This window comes from Nostoc sp. (assembly GCF_036916975.1).
In the GTDB taxonomy this organism is placed as follows: domain Bacteria; phylum Cyanobacteriota; class Cyanobacteriia; order Cyanobacteriales; family Nostocaceae; genus Nostoc.
Window position 1 is genome coordinate 76329 of the sequence record NZ_JBALFF010000014.1, and the last position, 15138, is coordinate 91466.

A 15138-nucleotide genomic window follows, 5' to 3' on the forward strand; every position below is an offset into this window, starting at 1 on the left:
ATTTTTAAAATAGCTCTGCTAGCAGTCTTCAATAATAAACTCCCAGGTTTCGGCTCTAGCACTTCCAAACTTTAACTGCATTCCCGATTTCAATGGGACTTCCTCTCGGAGGATTTGTTGCCAACCATTAGGGCCTAAAAACCAGGTTGTCCCGTAGGTGGAAAAATCTTGCAAGTAATAACTTTGCACCAATGTAGCATCAGTAAGAGTATTGCGGCAAAAGATTTCGGCGTGGCGTTTGGATACAGATGGTTCGGGGATGACAATATCATTGTCTTTCGTGCGGCCGATGCGGGTGACTCCATAACGCAGTGACCAGATTTTACCTTTTGGGCTTTGCGATCGCAACGAAGCAGAAGGAACCGGGGAACCGATATCAGGAATGGCTGTGTCTGGTAGTTCGGTAATACCTTCATCCAGATTTTTAATCAGTTCGCCATTGAAATCTGGATGCAGATAGAGAACAGGCAAAGTCCAAGCAGGTTGATTAAATTTATACAGTGTTAACAACTCTTGCCTAGCTTGGGCTACGGCTTCATCAATTGGCTTGTGCGATCGCAAAGCTTCGGTAAAGGCTTGAATAAAACTGTGGCTTTCATGGTCGGCGATTTCATCGCGCATCCCCAAAACCGCAGGCACACCATGACGAATCAACACTTCGGCTAAACTGCTGGTAGGGATAGCTTGATGATTGATAGCAGCTGGTTGTGCGCCCCAACAGGCGTTAAAAACTGCTAATTTCACACCTGTACGGGTCAATACTTGCGCCAATTCTATCCCATTTAGGGGCATGTCTGGTCGCAAAAACAGTAACCCCCCGTCTGGCCCTGGCAAACCATGTCCAGCGTAAAACAAAACATTGTATGCTCTGGTTTCTAATTCTTGAATCAACTCCTGGGGAGTTGGTTGTAGGAGTTGATTCACTATACAAGGTGCACATTTTTGGGAATTACCACCCACAATGGTATCTGCAAGAGTTTGCTGTAAAATAGCAGCTTCTTGTTCTAGTTGCAGCTTGTCATCATGACCTAAAACCAGCAGGATATTTAAAGCCTGGTCAGTTCGCAAATGTGGTAAGGGGTCAACTTCACTGCTGGTGCGACTAAATAGCAAATCTTGGGAGAGAGACATAGCTGATTGACCAGGTTCACGCTGCATAATTTCCCAAGGCAGAGCAATCAAATCCGGGTCACGGATTTCTAGGCGGAAGCGCAAACGTGTATCCAGACCCATAGCAATACCGCGACTGCGTTCTAGACTACCAAGAATTTGCCCCTCAAATACCCAGCGCCATAAATTCATTCCCAAGTTTTGCATCAGACGACTGCTGTAGGGGCCAATGGGTTGACCTGAAGGGGGTGAAATGAAATCTATGGGGAATGGGTTGGACTTTTGGGATGTTGAGTTTGGGGAAATATTTAAGTGACTATGACCAGCAAACATTTGCTGCCATTCTTGCCAGACGTGATTGAGTTCATCAGGCCATACACAGTCACGTAAAACGTAGCCACTGGGATAGGGAGCTTTGACCACCCAAATGGCGAAGTTGTCAGTGCCAGTGTTAAGGAGACGGGCGATCGCCAAATTCAGGGATGGCATGGATTCATTAAAATAAAAACTAAAATAAATAATTTCAAATAACAATTCTCCAAGGTGAAAACTTTCTACTTTTTTACCTTGTAAGTTTTTTACACTGATTGTTACCTGTTATTATTCCAGGTTTTTACCAGTTTATCGATTATTTCACTAAGTTTGACTGGTGTCGTCGTCGGGTGGTTGATTAACTGGCGGTTGTGTGACAGGTGTACATGGACTTGGTGCATCTTCTGGTAAAACAGAGACACCAAAGCGTTTGAGTTCGGAGAAGTTCAGTAATACTGTTGCTGGCAAAGCTTTTGAATTTGATGGCACTGAGGGAGTTACGGCGGGATTATTAGTGTTAGCTGGGGTTTGTGTGTTTTTATTGGCACAGACTCGCATAGACACCGAAAGATTGCCAGAAGCAGGTTTAGGATTTGGTTTTGTGTTGATAACTTGTAAAAAAGCTCCAGGGGGAAGCGATTGGTTGTTTCCCAAGGGTATTGGATTGTTAGTTTTAATTACCCACCCAGCAGAAAGGTTGGCTAGCGATCGCACTGTGGGTGTCGCTTCTATGGTAGGATTTGAAGTTGGGATCGGAGTGGATGAAATAAACGGGACTAATGGCGATCGCAGTTGCTTCACGAACAATCCTAAACCACCTGCTGCTACCACAAATATTAATGGAACAATCCACTGTAGCGGTAGAGAACTTTTAGCAGGCTCAGTGTCTGGAATCACCTGAGTTTTATGGTTTGGGCTACCTAAAAGTGTCGGATCTGTCGCCCTGGATGTAAAATCAATAGTTTTGGTAGAATAACTCTCTGGAATGACGGCTTTGATCGTAATTTCTGGTTCCCAGTATTGGACTTGATAATGGACTAAAGCGATCGTGACATTATCGTGTCCATTCTTAGTATTAGCGATTTCTACTAATCTATCCGCAACATTTGCTATGGGGACTTCCCCAACTAGAATCGGCAAGATTTCTGTTTCCCAGTACTCCTCCACCCGATCAAAATCACTCAAACCATCGGATGTGAGCAGAAAAACAGCATCTTCGTCGAGCATAAACCGTGTCGATGTGGGATGCAATGAAGTGCTAGGCCCCATACCCAAAGCCTGAACCAGAGAGCCAGCAGCACTCTGTTGTACAGCCTCGCGGTAAATGGTATAGCCTAGCCGCACCTCGCGGGAGGCAACATCATCGTCGAGGGTAACTTGATAACAGCCGTGGCGGGTAATCCAGTAAGCACGACTATCACCGACGTGGGTAATGTACATTTCATGAGCAACAGGCAATGCCATTACTAAAGTCGTACCCATCCTCTGACGACCTTGGCGATTTTCATTGTCATTGCGCTGACTAATTTTGTCATTAGCAATTGCCACTGCCTTTTCTAGGTCATTAAGTAGCACTGAGGGGTCTATGTGGTCATAAGGAACTTTTGTTAGTTGGTGTACTTGTTGCTGGATCGTTTCGATGGCTAAATTTGATGCGACATTGCCCCCCTCATGCCCACCGATGCCATCACAGACAATTGCTAAGGCAGTTGGCTGGGGTGGTTTGCTCACTAGAGTTCCACTGGGTGGGCTACAGGAATCTTCGTTGCGTTGGCGGCTTGGCCCTGTCTCGGTTTTGGTGATAATTTTGATTGAGGGTGTTTGCGATCGCCCTAACCCAGCCAGCCCGCTATCTAAAACTCCGATTAATTGATCGGTTGAATTAATTTTTCCCTGAATTAAGGAAAGGCTAACCTGATCAACAAATTCACTTATGGCTGGTTTGGCACTATTAACTAATTGCTGCCAAAATTGACCTAGTTGGGGCAATTCTGGTGATGGTGCGGCATCGAAGCGCAATTCTAACAAACGCACTAACGATCCTTCTACCCGTAATACATTTGAGTCAAGCAAGCTAGAGACGACACCTTCACTCGCAAGAGGTTGCCACAGATGAGCTATTTGCCATAACCAATTGAGTTGGCGCATTGATGTAGCATCACGCCAAGCCAAGGTTAACTCGCTGCACAAATGCACTTGTTGGATTTTGTCATCTACTAATAATGGAGGTTTTTCTAAAAGTAATATTTCTCGATGCGAAGGTCCATCACCGAGAAAAAGCACTCCATATACCTGCGGTATGTGTAAACGGTAGGGAATCAGTCTCAGATAAGCTTTTAGAGGCTGTAAGTGATCTAATTCAGGCGTTAGCGCTAATAAACCAGGTTTCGTATCTAAAAGAACAAATTTATCAAGAACTAAATAGCGATCGGCTAATATTTCTCCAGGGCTACCCACACTCGGGCCATCTACCACAGCCCAGAGGTAATTTTTGGTTAGGGGCGTGGAACATCGCAGGCAAAACTTGTGAGTCAGGGGGTTGGCAGCCTGACAACTTTCATTTGTACAGTAGAGCGTTGCCGCGTCATTTTCCATAGTTTTCGCACCGGGAAGCGATTGGCAATTTCTTTAACAGCATTATTAGGGACAATCTAGACCGCTCATCTTTCTTAAACTTGACATACCCAGATAGATGATGATTTGATGATTTTAGCTGGGGGATATCAGCAGGTGCTAATACTTATTTATCCAAAAAATACGCTCCTAAGTCAACCATACAGCCTCATCATAGCTTCTATTGCTCTGCGATCCATCAAGAAGCAACTAACAAAAAACCCTGTTCCCAAAGCATAACCCAAGCATAAGTGCGCCCCAAGCTTTTGCTGAATTACCCCATCATCAAGAGGGAGATAATCAAGGTATTTATTTAGTTTATAAGTAGGATAGCAATAATTAACTTTAATTAAGAATTAAGATAAGTGAACTATTCAAAATACCTGACTAATGAAGTGGCTCTAAAAATCTGCTAATCTCGTTTCCGGGTTCTTTTTGGGGAGGTCGCAACGGATCACAGATAAATCTTCCCCCTTCCCACGTCGGGAAAGGGGTTAGGGGGTTAGGTTAATCGTTAGCTTTTCCAGATGAATCTGAATTGTCAGAAAAGTTCACCCAGATCGCCGCCAACTCATTCGCTTATTTTTTGTCGTCGATTGCGACTTGGGGGACTCCCATACTGTAGTTGGTAACGCGGGCAGATAGATTATAGCTGATTTCGCCGATTTGCAGGAGCGATCGCAGATAATGCTCTAAGTCTGACCCAACACGGCGCAAGTTGTAGTCTGTGAGGTCTGCGCCACTAGATGCTTCTACTAGTTCATCAAATTTTCGATAAACTTTTTGCAGCGCATCTTCATTCCAGTTAAATTCGTTATCTGGGTCAATATCTAACGTTAAGACCTGTTGACTGGGAATCAGTTCGCCATCCCGGTCAATTTCGCCTGCAAAAATGCGGACATGCCGGGTTGTGGACTTGAGCAGCATCGGGTTATCCATAAAAGGGTGTAAGATTTGGGTGGATTACACTGAAATTATTGTAAACGCTATATTCAAGCTTGAATGCTCTCAATTTACAAGGTTTGAACGCAGTTTCAAAAGGGTATATTGAATGAGCATAAGTAAAAATATCACCTGTACTGATTAACTTACTACTTCTGTTAGGAGTTGAAGACACAATTAGCAGCTAGTACTGACAGTACTCCAATTATTTTTTTGTAAAAATTACTGGGGAAAGTATTTTTATTTGGCGTATACAAACAAGTCAAAGCGATGTGCTAATCTTATCTACTGCTAAAATTTCCCTACTCATAAAGCCTAAAAGCTAGTGGGGTGAGGCACTCAACAGGAATATTTTGATCTGTGTACATTTTTTTATAGAGAACAAAAGTTTTTACCTGAATAATTCTGCTGATCAATTTATTGGGAATTTTCTATTGCAAAAAACGTACATCAAGTAATTTTACTGAAGAGGGCTAGATCGACCTCTGGCTTTAATAATTTCCCAAAAGTTAAGCGATTTTACTTACGTATAAACACCAAAATTCAAGTAACAAGTCAAACTGTGATTGACGTTAACATAAAGTTGAGGTAAAAAGCTTTAAAAAGACCCGACAACTTCTTACAGAAACTTTATTGTGTAGAATCTTAAAAACTGAATAATAGTTATGGCTTACCATAAGTTATATCTGGCACAGCCACATCAAAATTTAGCTTGAAAATAAAACACAGGAGACTGAAATGGAATACAAAGGTGATTGATGAAGAAAAATTCTTAATTCAAGCACTTTGGATTCAAAGAAGATATAAAGAATTTTGCTGGGCATCTACCTCCTTACCCTCATGACCACCAAGTAAAGGAATCTCAATAGCTATGAACTCCAAAGCATTACCACGCCAGATAAATAATCTCGAAGTAGGTGTTTATGAGTGCGAAATCCATCTCAAATTCCGGTTGATTGAGGAAAAGAGTCTATTGGGCGATCGCGAACAACTGTTACAGGTATTACTTGATGCCTTGACCGAGGGTTCTGACGACTTTCTAGAGACACTGCAAGCGTCCGTTAAAGCGCAAGAAGTGTCGGAGTTTAAAGCGTCACCTCAAATGCGACGCCAGTTGATGCGCTTGCGTAATGTTGCTGAAAATCCCCCAACTTAAAGGTGTAATTTAAGTAGGAAGAAACATGAATTGGGCATCAAATCAAATGTTGATTGCGTGGTTCGGTTGCAATAAAAACTAAGCAGCAAGTAGAATTCATAAAATATTGTGATTTCTCCTTTGTGAAAGTCTTATTTAGCAGCACAGAGTCCCAGGAACAGTTTCTCTATAAAAAACTTTGTAGCAAAGGGTACTGGTAGAATCTAAGAGCAAATTCAGCCGGGTGCATTTTACCGAGTTTTTATAAAAACATTGCAGGAACAAGAAAATTCTGTGTCTTTACAGATGGGGAATTGGACAACAGGCGCGAATTCCATGAAAACCTAAAAGGCCAAAGTGAAAATAAATAACTTTCCTTTTAGCTTTTTACTTTAACTAAGCTAAAATACATCTAATTTGCATATCAAAATTTTATCAATATCTTGTGGGGTGGGGCGATTTGCCCGCCCTGATTATGCAACTTAAATGCTGATTAGCTTAAACCTTATCTAAGTTAAGAACCGTAGTTTTTATCCTCTCCCTAAATCCCTCTCCCAAATCTGGGAGAGGGAGTTTGAAATTCCCCGAATCGCAAATCTGGGATTCGGGGTTGGGGGATGAGGGGGATGAGGGAGATGAGGGAGATGAGGGAGAAATAATTAATGCTCAATTCCCTATTCCCAATGCCCAATTAAAAAACTGTCTATTTAGCAAGACCGTGTTCTAGGGCGAAACGAACTAACTCTGTACGGCTATTGGTGCCAGTTTTACTAAACAAACGGCTGACGTATTTTTCTACATTGCGGACGCTGGTTTCCAAGCGACGGGCGATTTCTTTGTTCATCAACCCTTCAGCGACCAAGTTTAAAACACTTTGTTCTCTAGGAGTCAAATCAATTTTGAAAGGGGCTGGCGATTGAGAAATGGCATTTCTTTGAGTTAACAATGCCTTAATTTGGGCAATCTGATTGGCTAGTTCAGCAAGATCGGGGGTTTCAACGTCATCTCCGGTAGTTGAAGCTTTAGCGGCGCGGCGGGCTAGCAAATTTTCGACTATAGCGACTAACTCATCTGGATCGAAGGGTTTGGGTAGATAGGCATCGACACCAGCATGATATCCTTGGATGCGATCCCCTGTCATGCCTTTAGCAGTTAAAAATACTACCGGGAGTGCTTGGAAGCGGGGGTCTTCTCGGAGTTGCTTCAGGAACTGATAGCCATCCACCTGAGGCATCATGACATCAGAAATCACTAAGTCAGGTGTATTCATCTGCATCCATTCCCAACCTTCAAGGGCGTTACTGGCGACTTGAACGCTGAAACCGCTCTCTTGCAAATAGTCTTTCACGGCTTCCCGTATCCCTGGTTCATCATCCACCAGTAACAATTGTGCTGACATTTAAAATTCCCTTAAGTTTACCTTTTTCCAATTTAGCGAAAGTTGACAGGCATTGAACAAAAGGGATAAAGGAAAAACCGATTGCTTGTTAATCTCAAAAGGATTTGCCCTCATCCCCCAACCTATCCCCCATATATGCCAGAAGATGAGCCAGAATTTCAAAGTCCCTCTCAACCATTTGGGAGAGGGATTTAGGGTGAGGGCAAAAACTACGGTTTTAAACTTAGATTCGGTTTAAATTCTTATTTTTCTGAAAAAGATTCGTAAAAACTGCCATAAAAATAGAATCAAATAGCCCTGCTTTTATTACGAATTCCAATTTATTTTTAAATAAGCGTTACCACCGAGGATTTGTCATAATTAATGCCTCTGCTGCTGAACTATTTAATGGAACAGAGAAAAAATTTCCCTGAGCATATTCACAGTTCAACTTTCTTAGAAGTGCTAATTGTTCTTTTGTCTCGACTCCTTCGGCTAGCACATCTACACCCAGTTTGTGTGCCAATGTGATAATTATCTCAATAATTTCTAAATTACTATTAGTGGACATCAGACTAATGAAAGAACGGTCAATCTTCAACACACTAATCGGAAACTTATAAAGACGACCTAATGAGCAGTAGCCCGTACCAAAGTCATCAATTGATAAATCAATGCCCATCTCTCGAAGTTGTAAAATTGCGGCAGTTGCTTTATCGCCATTTTCCACAATTACGGCTTCAGTAATCTCTAGCACTAGATTAGCAGCATCAAGACCAGTTGAGTGCAAAATTTGCCCAATCTGCTCAATCAAATCCGCCTGGGAAAATTGCTTGAGGGAGAGATTGACACTGATTTTCTCTAGGAAGTTGGAATTATGGCACATCCGCCAAGCTTGCATCTGGCTACAGGCTTCATGCAACACCCGCTTGCCAATAGAAAAAATTAGTCCAGTTTCTTCTGCTAGGGAAATAAAATCTGCTGGATTAAGCAAACCACGCTCTGGATGCTGCCAGCGCAACAGAGCCTCAAAACCTAAAATAGAACCTTTAGTGAGGGAAACCATCGGTTGGTAATAAACTCGAAATTCTTTGCGTTCAATTGCTCGACGCAACTCGGCCTCTAACTGCAATTTCGCCAGAACATCAGCATACATATCTGAGTTGAATAGCTCATAACGCGCTCTGCCCAGCAACTTGGCTCGGTACATTGCTGTATCAGCATCCCTCAACAGTTCTTCTGGGTGTTCATAGTTTACTGTCGAACTCAACGCAATACCAATACTTGCAGTTGTAAACATTTCTTGTCCGTCAAGCTCAAAGGGTAACCCCAGTTCCTGTTGAATCCGCTCAACCGCTTTGATGGCGTCTGACACATCTTGGATTCCCTCCAGCAGGATTGTAAATTCGTCTCCCCCAAGCCGTGCAGCTATATCTATGGAACGTACACATAGTTTTAGCTTATTTGCAATAGCAAGCAGAAATTGGTCTCCTTTTATGTGTCCCAGACTGTCATTGATCAGCTTAAATCGATCTAGGTCGATAAATAGTACAGCAAATAGATAATCTGAATACCGTTTTGAATAATCGATTGCATCTCTTACGCGCTTCATAAATGCAGCGCGGTTCGGCAAACCCGTCAGTGCATCGTGAAACGCCAGGTACAGCAGTTGTGATTCGACTCGTTTACGCTCTGTAATTTCAGTTTGCAATTTCTGATTTGCTTTTACCAACTCTGCCGTCCGTTGTGTTACTCGTATTTCTAACTTCTCGTAAGATTGCTGCAACATTTCTTCAGCTTGTTTACGTTCACTGATGTTAGACAAAAGCCAACGCCAGCCAAGTTGCTTCCCCTGTAAGTCGTACACCGCCGACGCCTTAATCATGGTAGGGAAAGGCTCTCCTTGCCGTGGTTGTACCTTAATTTCCCAGTTTAGTAGCTCCTGGAAATTGTTTATTTGAAGACTAAAGGAGTGGCGGTCTTGTTGATCAATAAAGATAATTAATGGTTTACCTACTAAATATTTTTGACGAACACCGAGCAAGGTTGCTGCTGCTTGGTTAGCCTCTTGGATTGTCCCTATGGCATTAGTTACCAAGTAACCATCTGGAGCGAACTCAAACAAATCTTGGTAACGCTGGCGTTCTTTCTCTACTGCGGTTCGTGTTACCTGTAACTCTTCGGAGACTGTCAATAGTTCTTCCATTGCTGTATGGAGTTCCTCGAAAGTCTCTGTTATTATCTCTTCTTGTGAGTTTGGCTTAGTTGCATAGCATTGCAATAGTACCTGTATCTGTGAGTACAATTTCTCTATCTGCTGGTTAAATCTATCCACGTTCATGTTGCTCAACTCACATAACTATGAAGTGTAGCTATAAAGGAAAAACTAGGTAAAGCAAATCCTATGCCTTACTCAAGTCTTCAGACCCTATTGAACAGGGAAATATTGAGTTAATTGTAAAATTAGACACATCTAAATCAATATAGCAGAACTTGTTTTCTTAATTTACTAATTTATCTATCAATCATCAGAGAGCAATCAAATTTGTTGATTTGATGACCAAAGTACAAAGTTGGAGTCAGCCCTAACTGCTGAGATTTTTACTTTATTTATAGCGGTTTCCATTCAGATGCCGTACAAGATTATATTGCCAAGTGTAGGGGCATAACACTGCCCATTGGTGTCAACTTAACGTATAAGCTAGATTTGGCGTGGCGAACTTTCCAGGTTTGACCCTCAGCCCCAACCCCTCTCCCAAAATTGGGAGAGGGGAGCAAATTCTCTAGTTCCGCGAATCCCAAGTTGGGATTCGGAGTTAGGGGATGAGGGCATTATTTTCTCCCTCTGGCTGCGTTAATCGCTCATTTTTGCCTTGGTCGAGTACTACTACTAAGGAAAAACTGGGGAGCATCTCAATTGAGTGCTTAAATCTTTTCCCTCACCCCCAGCCCCTCTCCCAATTTTGGGAGAGGGGAGCAAATTCTTTCTCTAGTTACCTGAATCGCAACTTGGGATTTGGGGTTAGGGGATGAGGGCAAACACAAAGTTTTTGCACCTGACGGGATGCTCCCAAAAACTATTTGTACTAGTAACGATACAATAGCATTGATTGTCTTGCTGCCAAGCTTTTTCGTCCTATGCTGCCAGTCATCTATTCTGACGAATTTTTAGATCACAAGACTGGAAAATACCATCCTGAAAAACCAGAACGTTTAAGTGCGATCGCCACTGCCCTAAAAGCAGCTACATTCGCAGATAAAATTGACTGGCGATCGCCTACACCAACATCAGAACAGCGATCGCTGATGTCTGTGTTAGTTAAAGCACATAGCCCAGCCTACATCAAAAAAGTTTGGCAAATCGCTTCTAGTGGCGGCGGGCCAATGGATGGAGATACACCAGTTTCTCCACGTAGTTATGATGTGGCATTGTTAGCAGTCAGTGCATGGTTAGATGGTGTTGAGGCTGTATTAAAGTCGGCTAATCCAGCTTTTGTACTGGCGCGTCCCCCAGGACATCATGCAGAAAGTGATGCGGGGATGGGCTTTTGCCTATTTTCTAATGCTGCGATCGCCGCTTTATTTGCCCTCGAACAACCCGGAATTAACCGCGTCGCCATCCTCGATTGGGATGTACATCACGGTAATGGTACTCAAGCGATCGTCGAAACCCAAGCAGCGATCGCCTACTGTTCCCTACATCAGTATCCCTGCTATCCCGGTACTGGAAGATCGACAGAACGCGGCTTTCATAATAATGTATTAAATTTACCTGTACCCCCTGGTAGTGATATTGCAGTATATCAGCCACTATTTGAAACACAGGTTATACCCTTTTTAGCTAACTTTCAAGCAGATTTGCTGATTGTCAGTGCTGGTTATGATGCCAATGCCGCAGATCCTTTGGCAAGTATCAATTTGCAGCCAGAAGACTACGCTTTATTTACTGATTATTGTCTTGGGATAACTCGTAAAATTTTGTTTGGCTTAGAAGGTGGTTACGACTTTGACTCTCTTTCTCAATCAGTTGTAGCGACAATTGAACATTGTTTACTTTAGGTAATTTCTTTTTTTTAGGTAAAACCTCGGAATTCCTAATTGATTGACTTTCGTATATGCACTGAGATGATAATAATCCTATTGATAAGTAAGTGGGCGCAAATAATCATCACTGGCTCGTAGTTGCGCTTTAGCGCTAAAGCGCAACTACGAGCTAAATATAGAGATTTTACTTTTCGTTACATAGTTTGGTTTTATCTTGCCTAACTACTTATTGATTAAGTAGTCATTAGTCATTGGTCACTTGTACTGAGCGTAGCCGTTGGCGCAGCCTAAGAAGAGAAGTATTGGTCATTGGTGCATACTCCGCCCATTGCGATGCCCTTGACGCAGCCTAAGAAGAGAAGGTTAGGCAAAAAAACTTTGTCTTTCATCGGACTAATTCAAACCACGTTAAAGAGTGGCTGTGGTATCTCTTGAACTAATGACTAATGACTAATGACTAATGACTAATGACTAATGACTATTTGTGCATACTTATTGTCATGATTATTTGTGAGTTGGTTGACTAATTTAACAACTAGCTTTAGGTAAAATTAGGGTGACACAACTTTTGCTCTCAACCAACCTAAGTAATTTCTTTTACCAAGGCTTTCTAATATTCATCAAATCTTTAGCAATAAAAAGTTTGAATGTTGTTCTGAAACAGCTAAAGTTTTGTTAAGATGCAATTGCTAGCATTTTCTCGGCGAAATTCACCTATCGGTGTGTGGAGAAATAAAAAGTACTAGCAGCACAAATTTTCAAAGGTGAAGCAATGACCACCTACATTTTTTTCGATGAAGCCCTACGGATGCTGACAAACGCTTATTTAATATCAGTAGTACTGTTAATAGCAGCTTCTGGTATAGGTTTGGCGGTAATTGAAACAATAGAAAAGGCAGAAGAACGCTAAGTTTACAAATGGCAGTATATTTCTTGCCAAAAACCATTGGGTGCAAGTGTTCGCCATGAACAAATCTTGGGAATACTAAAGCATAAAAGTCTTATAGCGTTGCAGTCTTAGCTGTAAATCTACCAAATACACAGGTAACTGTAGCGCTATTGAGGCTCTAACCAAGGAGTTACTAGAATGGGTCTATTCGACGCTGTATTGGGTACAGAAAGCCAAACCCAAACAGCACTCAATCCAGCAGAGGCTTTTGCTGTTATTGTTTTGGCGGCAACAGCTTCAGACGGTTATCTTTCTGTTGAGCAAGCAAATTCTATCACTTTTGTGTTGTCTCGGATGAAACTTTTTAAAAGTTATCCCCATGAGATGATGAACAAGCTGTTTGAGAAAATCTTGGGACTTTTCCAAGGGGATGGCTTTAATAATTTATTTAATGCAGCTAAAGATTGTCTATCTCAAGACTTGCGGGAAGCAGCCTTTGCAGTAGCTACCGATCTAGTTCTAGCTGAAGGTATCGTCGCTGAAGAAGAAAAAAACTTCTTAAATGATTTATATCAAGCTTTAGGTGTTTCTAGGGAGATAGCAGTACAAATTATGCAAGTAATCTTAATTAAAAACCAGGGATAGGGCGATAAAATATATGCTTAATTAATCTATATAAATAGCTTATAAACAAAGCGTGCCAAAGGAGTTAACCTTCTTTGGCACTATTTTTGGTGTTATTGTAACTAGACTTAGATTTGTGCCTTTTTCAAGAAGTTGTAAATCTTGTTGTTCAATGCAGTATTGTGTGATAATTCGAGTTTCTAATTTTGAAATTTAAATTTTAAATTACTTATGCGTTGCTCTACCACCCTAAGCCAACTGGTTGAAGTTCTTTTGGCCAATCCGATAAACTTATCTGAAACTGCTTTAACACAAGTAACTTGCGGTATACAAACAGATAGCCGTACCCTAAAGCCGGGTGAAGTATTTCTAGCTTTACGAGGCGATAAGTTTGATGGACATGAATTTGTGCAAACTGCGATCGCAAAGGGTGCAATAGTGGCAATTGTGGATTTTGAATACGAAAATCCGGGACTTCCTATATTACAAGTAAAAGACACGCTCAAAGCTTATCAGAAAATTGGCAGATGGTGGCGCGATCGCTTTAACATTCCTGTAATTGGTGTCACAGGTTCTGTAGGCAAAACTACAACTAAAGAATTAATTGCAGCAGTTTTAGGGACAAAGGGACGAGTTCACAAAACTTATGAAAATTACAACAACGAAATCGGTGTCCCGAAAACTCTCCTAGAACTTGGCAAAGAAGATGACTACGCCGTGATTGAAATGGCGATGCGGGGTAGGGGACAAATTGCCGAACTAACGCAAATAGCGCGTCCAACAATTGGAGTGATTACCAATGTGGGGACGGCACATATTGAATTACTCGGTTCGGAAGAAGCGATCGCTGAGGCAAAATGTGAGTTATTAGCCGAAATGTCTGCTGATAGTGTGGCAATTCTCAACCACGACAATCCTTTATTAATGGCCACAGCAGCAAAATTTTGGCACGGAGAAGTTTTAACTTACGGCTTTTCTGGTGGGGATATCCAAGGGCAATTAATTGATAACGACCAGGTGGAAGTTGCAGGAATCCAACTACCTCTACCTTTACCTGGTCGTCACAATGCGACTAATTTCTTGGCAGCTTTAGCGGTAGCAAAGGTGTTGGGGATCGATTGGGCATCTCTCAAAGCAGGTGTGATGGTGGATATGCCCACAGGGCGATCGCAACGATTTACCTTACCCAACGATGTGGTAATCTTAGATGAGACTTATAATGCTGCACCAGAAGCTATGATGGCAGCGTTGCAATTATTGGCAGAGACACCAGGAAAACGTAAAATTGCCGTGTTGGGTGCAATGAAAGAATTGGGAGAGCGATCGCAGCAGTTGCACCAGCGAGTGGGAGAAACAGTGAAAAAGTTGAATTTAGACGGCTTGTTGGTTTTGGTAGATGGACAAGATGCCGAAGCGATCGTTCAAAGTGCTGAAGGTATCCCATCGGAGTGCTTTGCAACTCATGCTGATTTGGTGGCTAGGTTAAAGACATTTGTGCAAACAGGCGATCGTTTATTGTTTAAAGCCGCCCATTCCGTGGGACTAGATCGGGTTGTTAATCAATTACGTGCAGAATTTCCCAAATGATACCACTCGAAACCCAACGTCTCATATTGCGAGACTTTGTAGAATCAGATTGGCCAGAGGTTCATGAATACGCTAGCGATCGTGAAGTTGTGCGTTATTTGACTTTTGGCCTAAATACTGAAGAAGATACCAAAAATTTTTTGCAAAGAGAGATTTCATTGCAGGGGAAAGAACCCCGTCAGCATTTTCCCTTGGCAGTGACTTTAAAAGACCAAAAGCATTTAATTGGTATTTGTCGTATATCCGTTAAAGATACTGCCAACAAAATAGACTCTATTGGATACTGTTTTACTAAGCAATTTTGGGGGCAAGGATGCGCTTGAATATTTACCCCATTCAGTTACAAGAAATATATCAAAACAGCAGGCTGAAGATATCTGCCAAAAATTGACAGAACTTGGTGCAAAAGCCTTCATCAAAGAATTTAGCCAATCTTAATAGTGCAAGTAAGAAAAAATTAAGCAGGAGAGTTTTCTAACTTGCTTAGTAAATATATTTATAAGG

General features: G+C 41.9%; 12 protein-coding genes. 7 read left to right on the forward strand and 5 right to left on the reverse strand.

All coding sequences use genetic code 11. The annotated features are described in order from the left end of the window. Nucleotides 1–18: 18 nt before the first annotated feature. From V7K73_RS03145 to V7K73_RS03155, 3 genes are all read right to left on the reverse strand, one after another. Nucleotides 19–1599, reverse strand: coding sequence for a CHAT domain-containing protein (locus V7K73_RS03145; protein WP_334877053.1), 1581 nt, complete (start codon nt 1597–1599; stop codon nt 19–21). A 147-nt stretch (nt 1600–1746) separates the two neighbouring features. After that, nucleotides 1747–4017 carry a PP2C family protein-serine/threonine phosphatase gene (locus tag V7K73_RS03150; RefSeq protein ID WP_334877054.1) on the reverse strand — a complete coding sequence of 757 codons (2271 nt, stop codon included), beginning with the start codon at nt 4015–4017 and terminating at the stop codon, nt 1747–1749. 597 nt (nt 4018–4614) lie between these two features. Beyond that, a complete protein-coding gene (locus tag V7K73_RS03155; protein ID WP_334877056.1) occupies nt 4615–4974 on the reverse strand; it encodes an NAD(P)H-quinone oxidoreductase subunit M in 360 nt (119 codons plus the stop codon). Nucleotides 4975–5848: 874 nt separating this feature from the next. Here V7K73_RS03155 and V7K73_RS03160 point away from each other — a divergent pair. Then, nucleotides 5849–6133: an Npun_R1517 family heterocyst differentiation transcriptional regulator gene (locus V7K73_RS03160; protein ID WP_334877058.1), complete on the forward strand. Its 285-nt coding sequence runs from the start codon at nt 5849–5851 to the stop codon at nt 6131–6133. A gap of 682 nt (nt 6134–6815) precedes the next feature. Here the strand turns inward: V7K73_RS03160 and V7K73_RS03165 are convergent. Together V7K73_RS03165 and V7K73_RS03170 are read right to left on the reverse strand one after the other, a co-directional pair. Next, complete coding sequence (locus V7K73_RS03165; protein ID WP_334877060.1) at nt 6816–7511, reverse strand: response regulator transcription factor; 696 nt, start codon at nt 7509–7511, stop codon at nt 6816–6818. Between the two features lie 337 nt (nt 7512–7848). Continuing rightward, nucleotides 7849–9831: a putative bifunctional diguanylate cyclase/phosphodiesterase gene (locus tag V7K73_RS03170; RefSeq protein WP_334877062.1), complete on the reverse strand. Its 1983-nt coding sequence runs from the start codon at nt 9829–9831 to the stop codon at nt 7849–7851. A 797-nt stretch (nt 9832–10628) separates the two neighbouring features. Between V7K73_RS03170 and V7K73_RS03175 the strand changes: the two genes are divergently transcribed. The 6 genes from V7K73_RS03175 (at nt 10629) to V7K73_RS29770 (ending at nt 15072) form a co-directional block, all read left to right on the forward strand. Further along, nucleotides 10629–11549, forward strand: coding sequence for a histone deacetylase family protein (locus V7K73_RS03175; RefSeq protein ID WP_334877064.1), 921 nt, complete (start codon nt 10629–10631; stop codon nt 11547–11549). 757 nt (nt 11550–12306) lie between these two features. Next, a complete protein-coding gene (locus tag V7K73_RS03180) occupies nt 12307–12444 on the forward strand; it encodes a hypothetical protein (RefSeq protein WP_229471698.1) in 138 nt (45 codons plus the stop codon). A 177-nt stretch (nt 12445–12621) separates the two neighbouring features. Then, nucleotides 12622–13068, forward strand: coding sequence for a tellurite resistance TerB family protein (locus V7K73_RS03185; RefSeq protein WP_334877068.1), 447 nt, complete (start codon nt 12622–12624; stop codon nt 13066–13068). Between the two features lie 210 nt (nt 13069–13278). Next, a complete protein-coding gene (locus V7K73_RS03190; RefSeq protein WP_334877070.1) occupies nt 13279–14634 on the forward strand; it encodes a UDP-N-acetylmuramoyl-tripeptide--D-alanyl-D-alanine ligase in 1356 nt (451 codons plus the stop codon). Next, entirely contained in the window at nt 14631–14957 is a 327-nt protein-coding gene (locus V7K73_RS03195) for a GNAT family N-acetyltransferase (RefSeq protein WP_334877072.1), read from the forward strand. The genes V7K73_RS03190 and V7K73_RS03195 overlap by 4 nt, the downstream gene beginning before the upstream one ends. Next, entirely contained in the window at nt 14911–15072 is a 162-nt protein-coding gene (locus V7K73_RS29770; RefSeq protein WP_442936726.1) for a ribosomal protein L7/L12, read from the forward strand. The genes V7K73_RS03195 and V7K73_RS29770 overlap by 47 nt, the downstream gene beginning before the upstream one ends. The last annotated feature ends 66 nt before the right edge of the window (nt 15073–15138 follow it).

Bases quoted from the DNA above. Each gene is read 5' to 3' on its own strand.
- V7K73_RS03145 (WP_334877053.1), bottom strand. From the start codon at position 1,599: ATGCCATCCCTGAATTTGGCGATCGCCCGTCTCCTTAACACTGGCACT.
- V7K73_RS03150 (WP_334877054.1), bottom strand. From the start codon at position 4,017: ATGGAAAATGACGCGGCAACGCTCTACTGTACAAATGAAAGTTGTCAG.
- V7K73_RS03155 (WP_334877056.1), bottom strand. From the start codon at position 4,974: ATGGATAACCCGATGCTGCTCAAGTCCACAACCCGGCATGTCCGCATT.
- V7K73_RS03160 (WP_334877058.1), top strand. From the start codon at position 5,849: ATGAACTCCAAAGCATTACCACGCCAGATAAATAATCTCGAAGTAGGT.
- V7K73_RS03165 (WP_334877060.1), bottom strand. From the start codon at position 7,511: ATGTCAGCACAATTGTTACTGGTGGATGATGAACCAGGGATACGGGAA.
- V7K73_RS03170 (WP_334877062.1), bottom strand. From the start codon at position 9,831: ATGAACGTGGATAGATTTAACCAGCAGATAGAGAAATTGTACTCACAG.
- V7K73_RS03175 (WP_334877064.1), top strand. From the start codon at position 10,629: ATGCTGCCAGTCATCTATTCTGACGAATTTTTAGATCACAAGACTGGA.
- V7K73_RS03180 (WP_229471698.1), top strand. From the start codon at position 12,307: ATGACCACCTACATTTTTTTCGATGAAGCCCTACGGATGCTGACAAAC.
- V7K73_RS03185 (WP_334877068.1), top strand. From the start codon at position 12,622: ATGGGTCTATTCGACGCTGTATTGGGTACAGAAAGCCAAACCCAAACA.
- V7K73_RS03190 (WP_334877070.1), top strand. From the start codon at position 13,279: ATGCGTTGCTCTACCACCCTAAGCCAACTGGTTGAAGTTCTTTTGGCC.
- V7K73_RS03195 (WP_334877072.1), top strand. From the start codon at position 14,631: ATGATACCACTCGAAACCCAACGTCTCATATTGCGAGACTTTGTAGAA.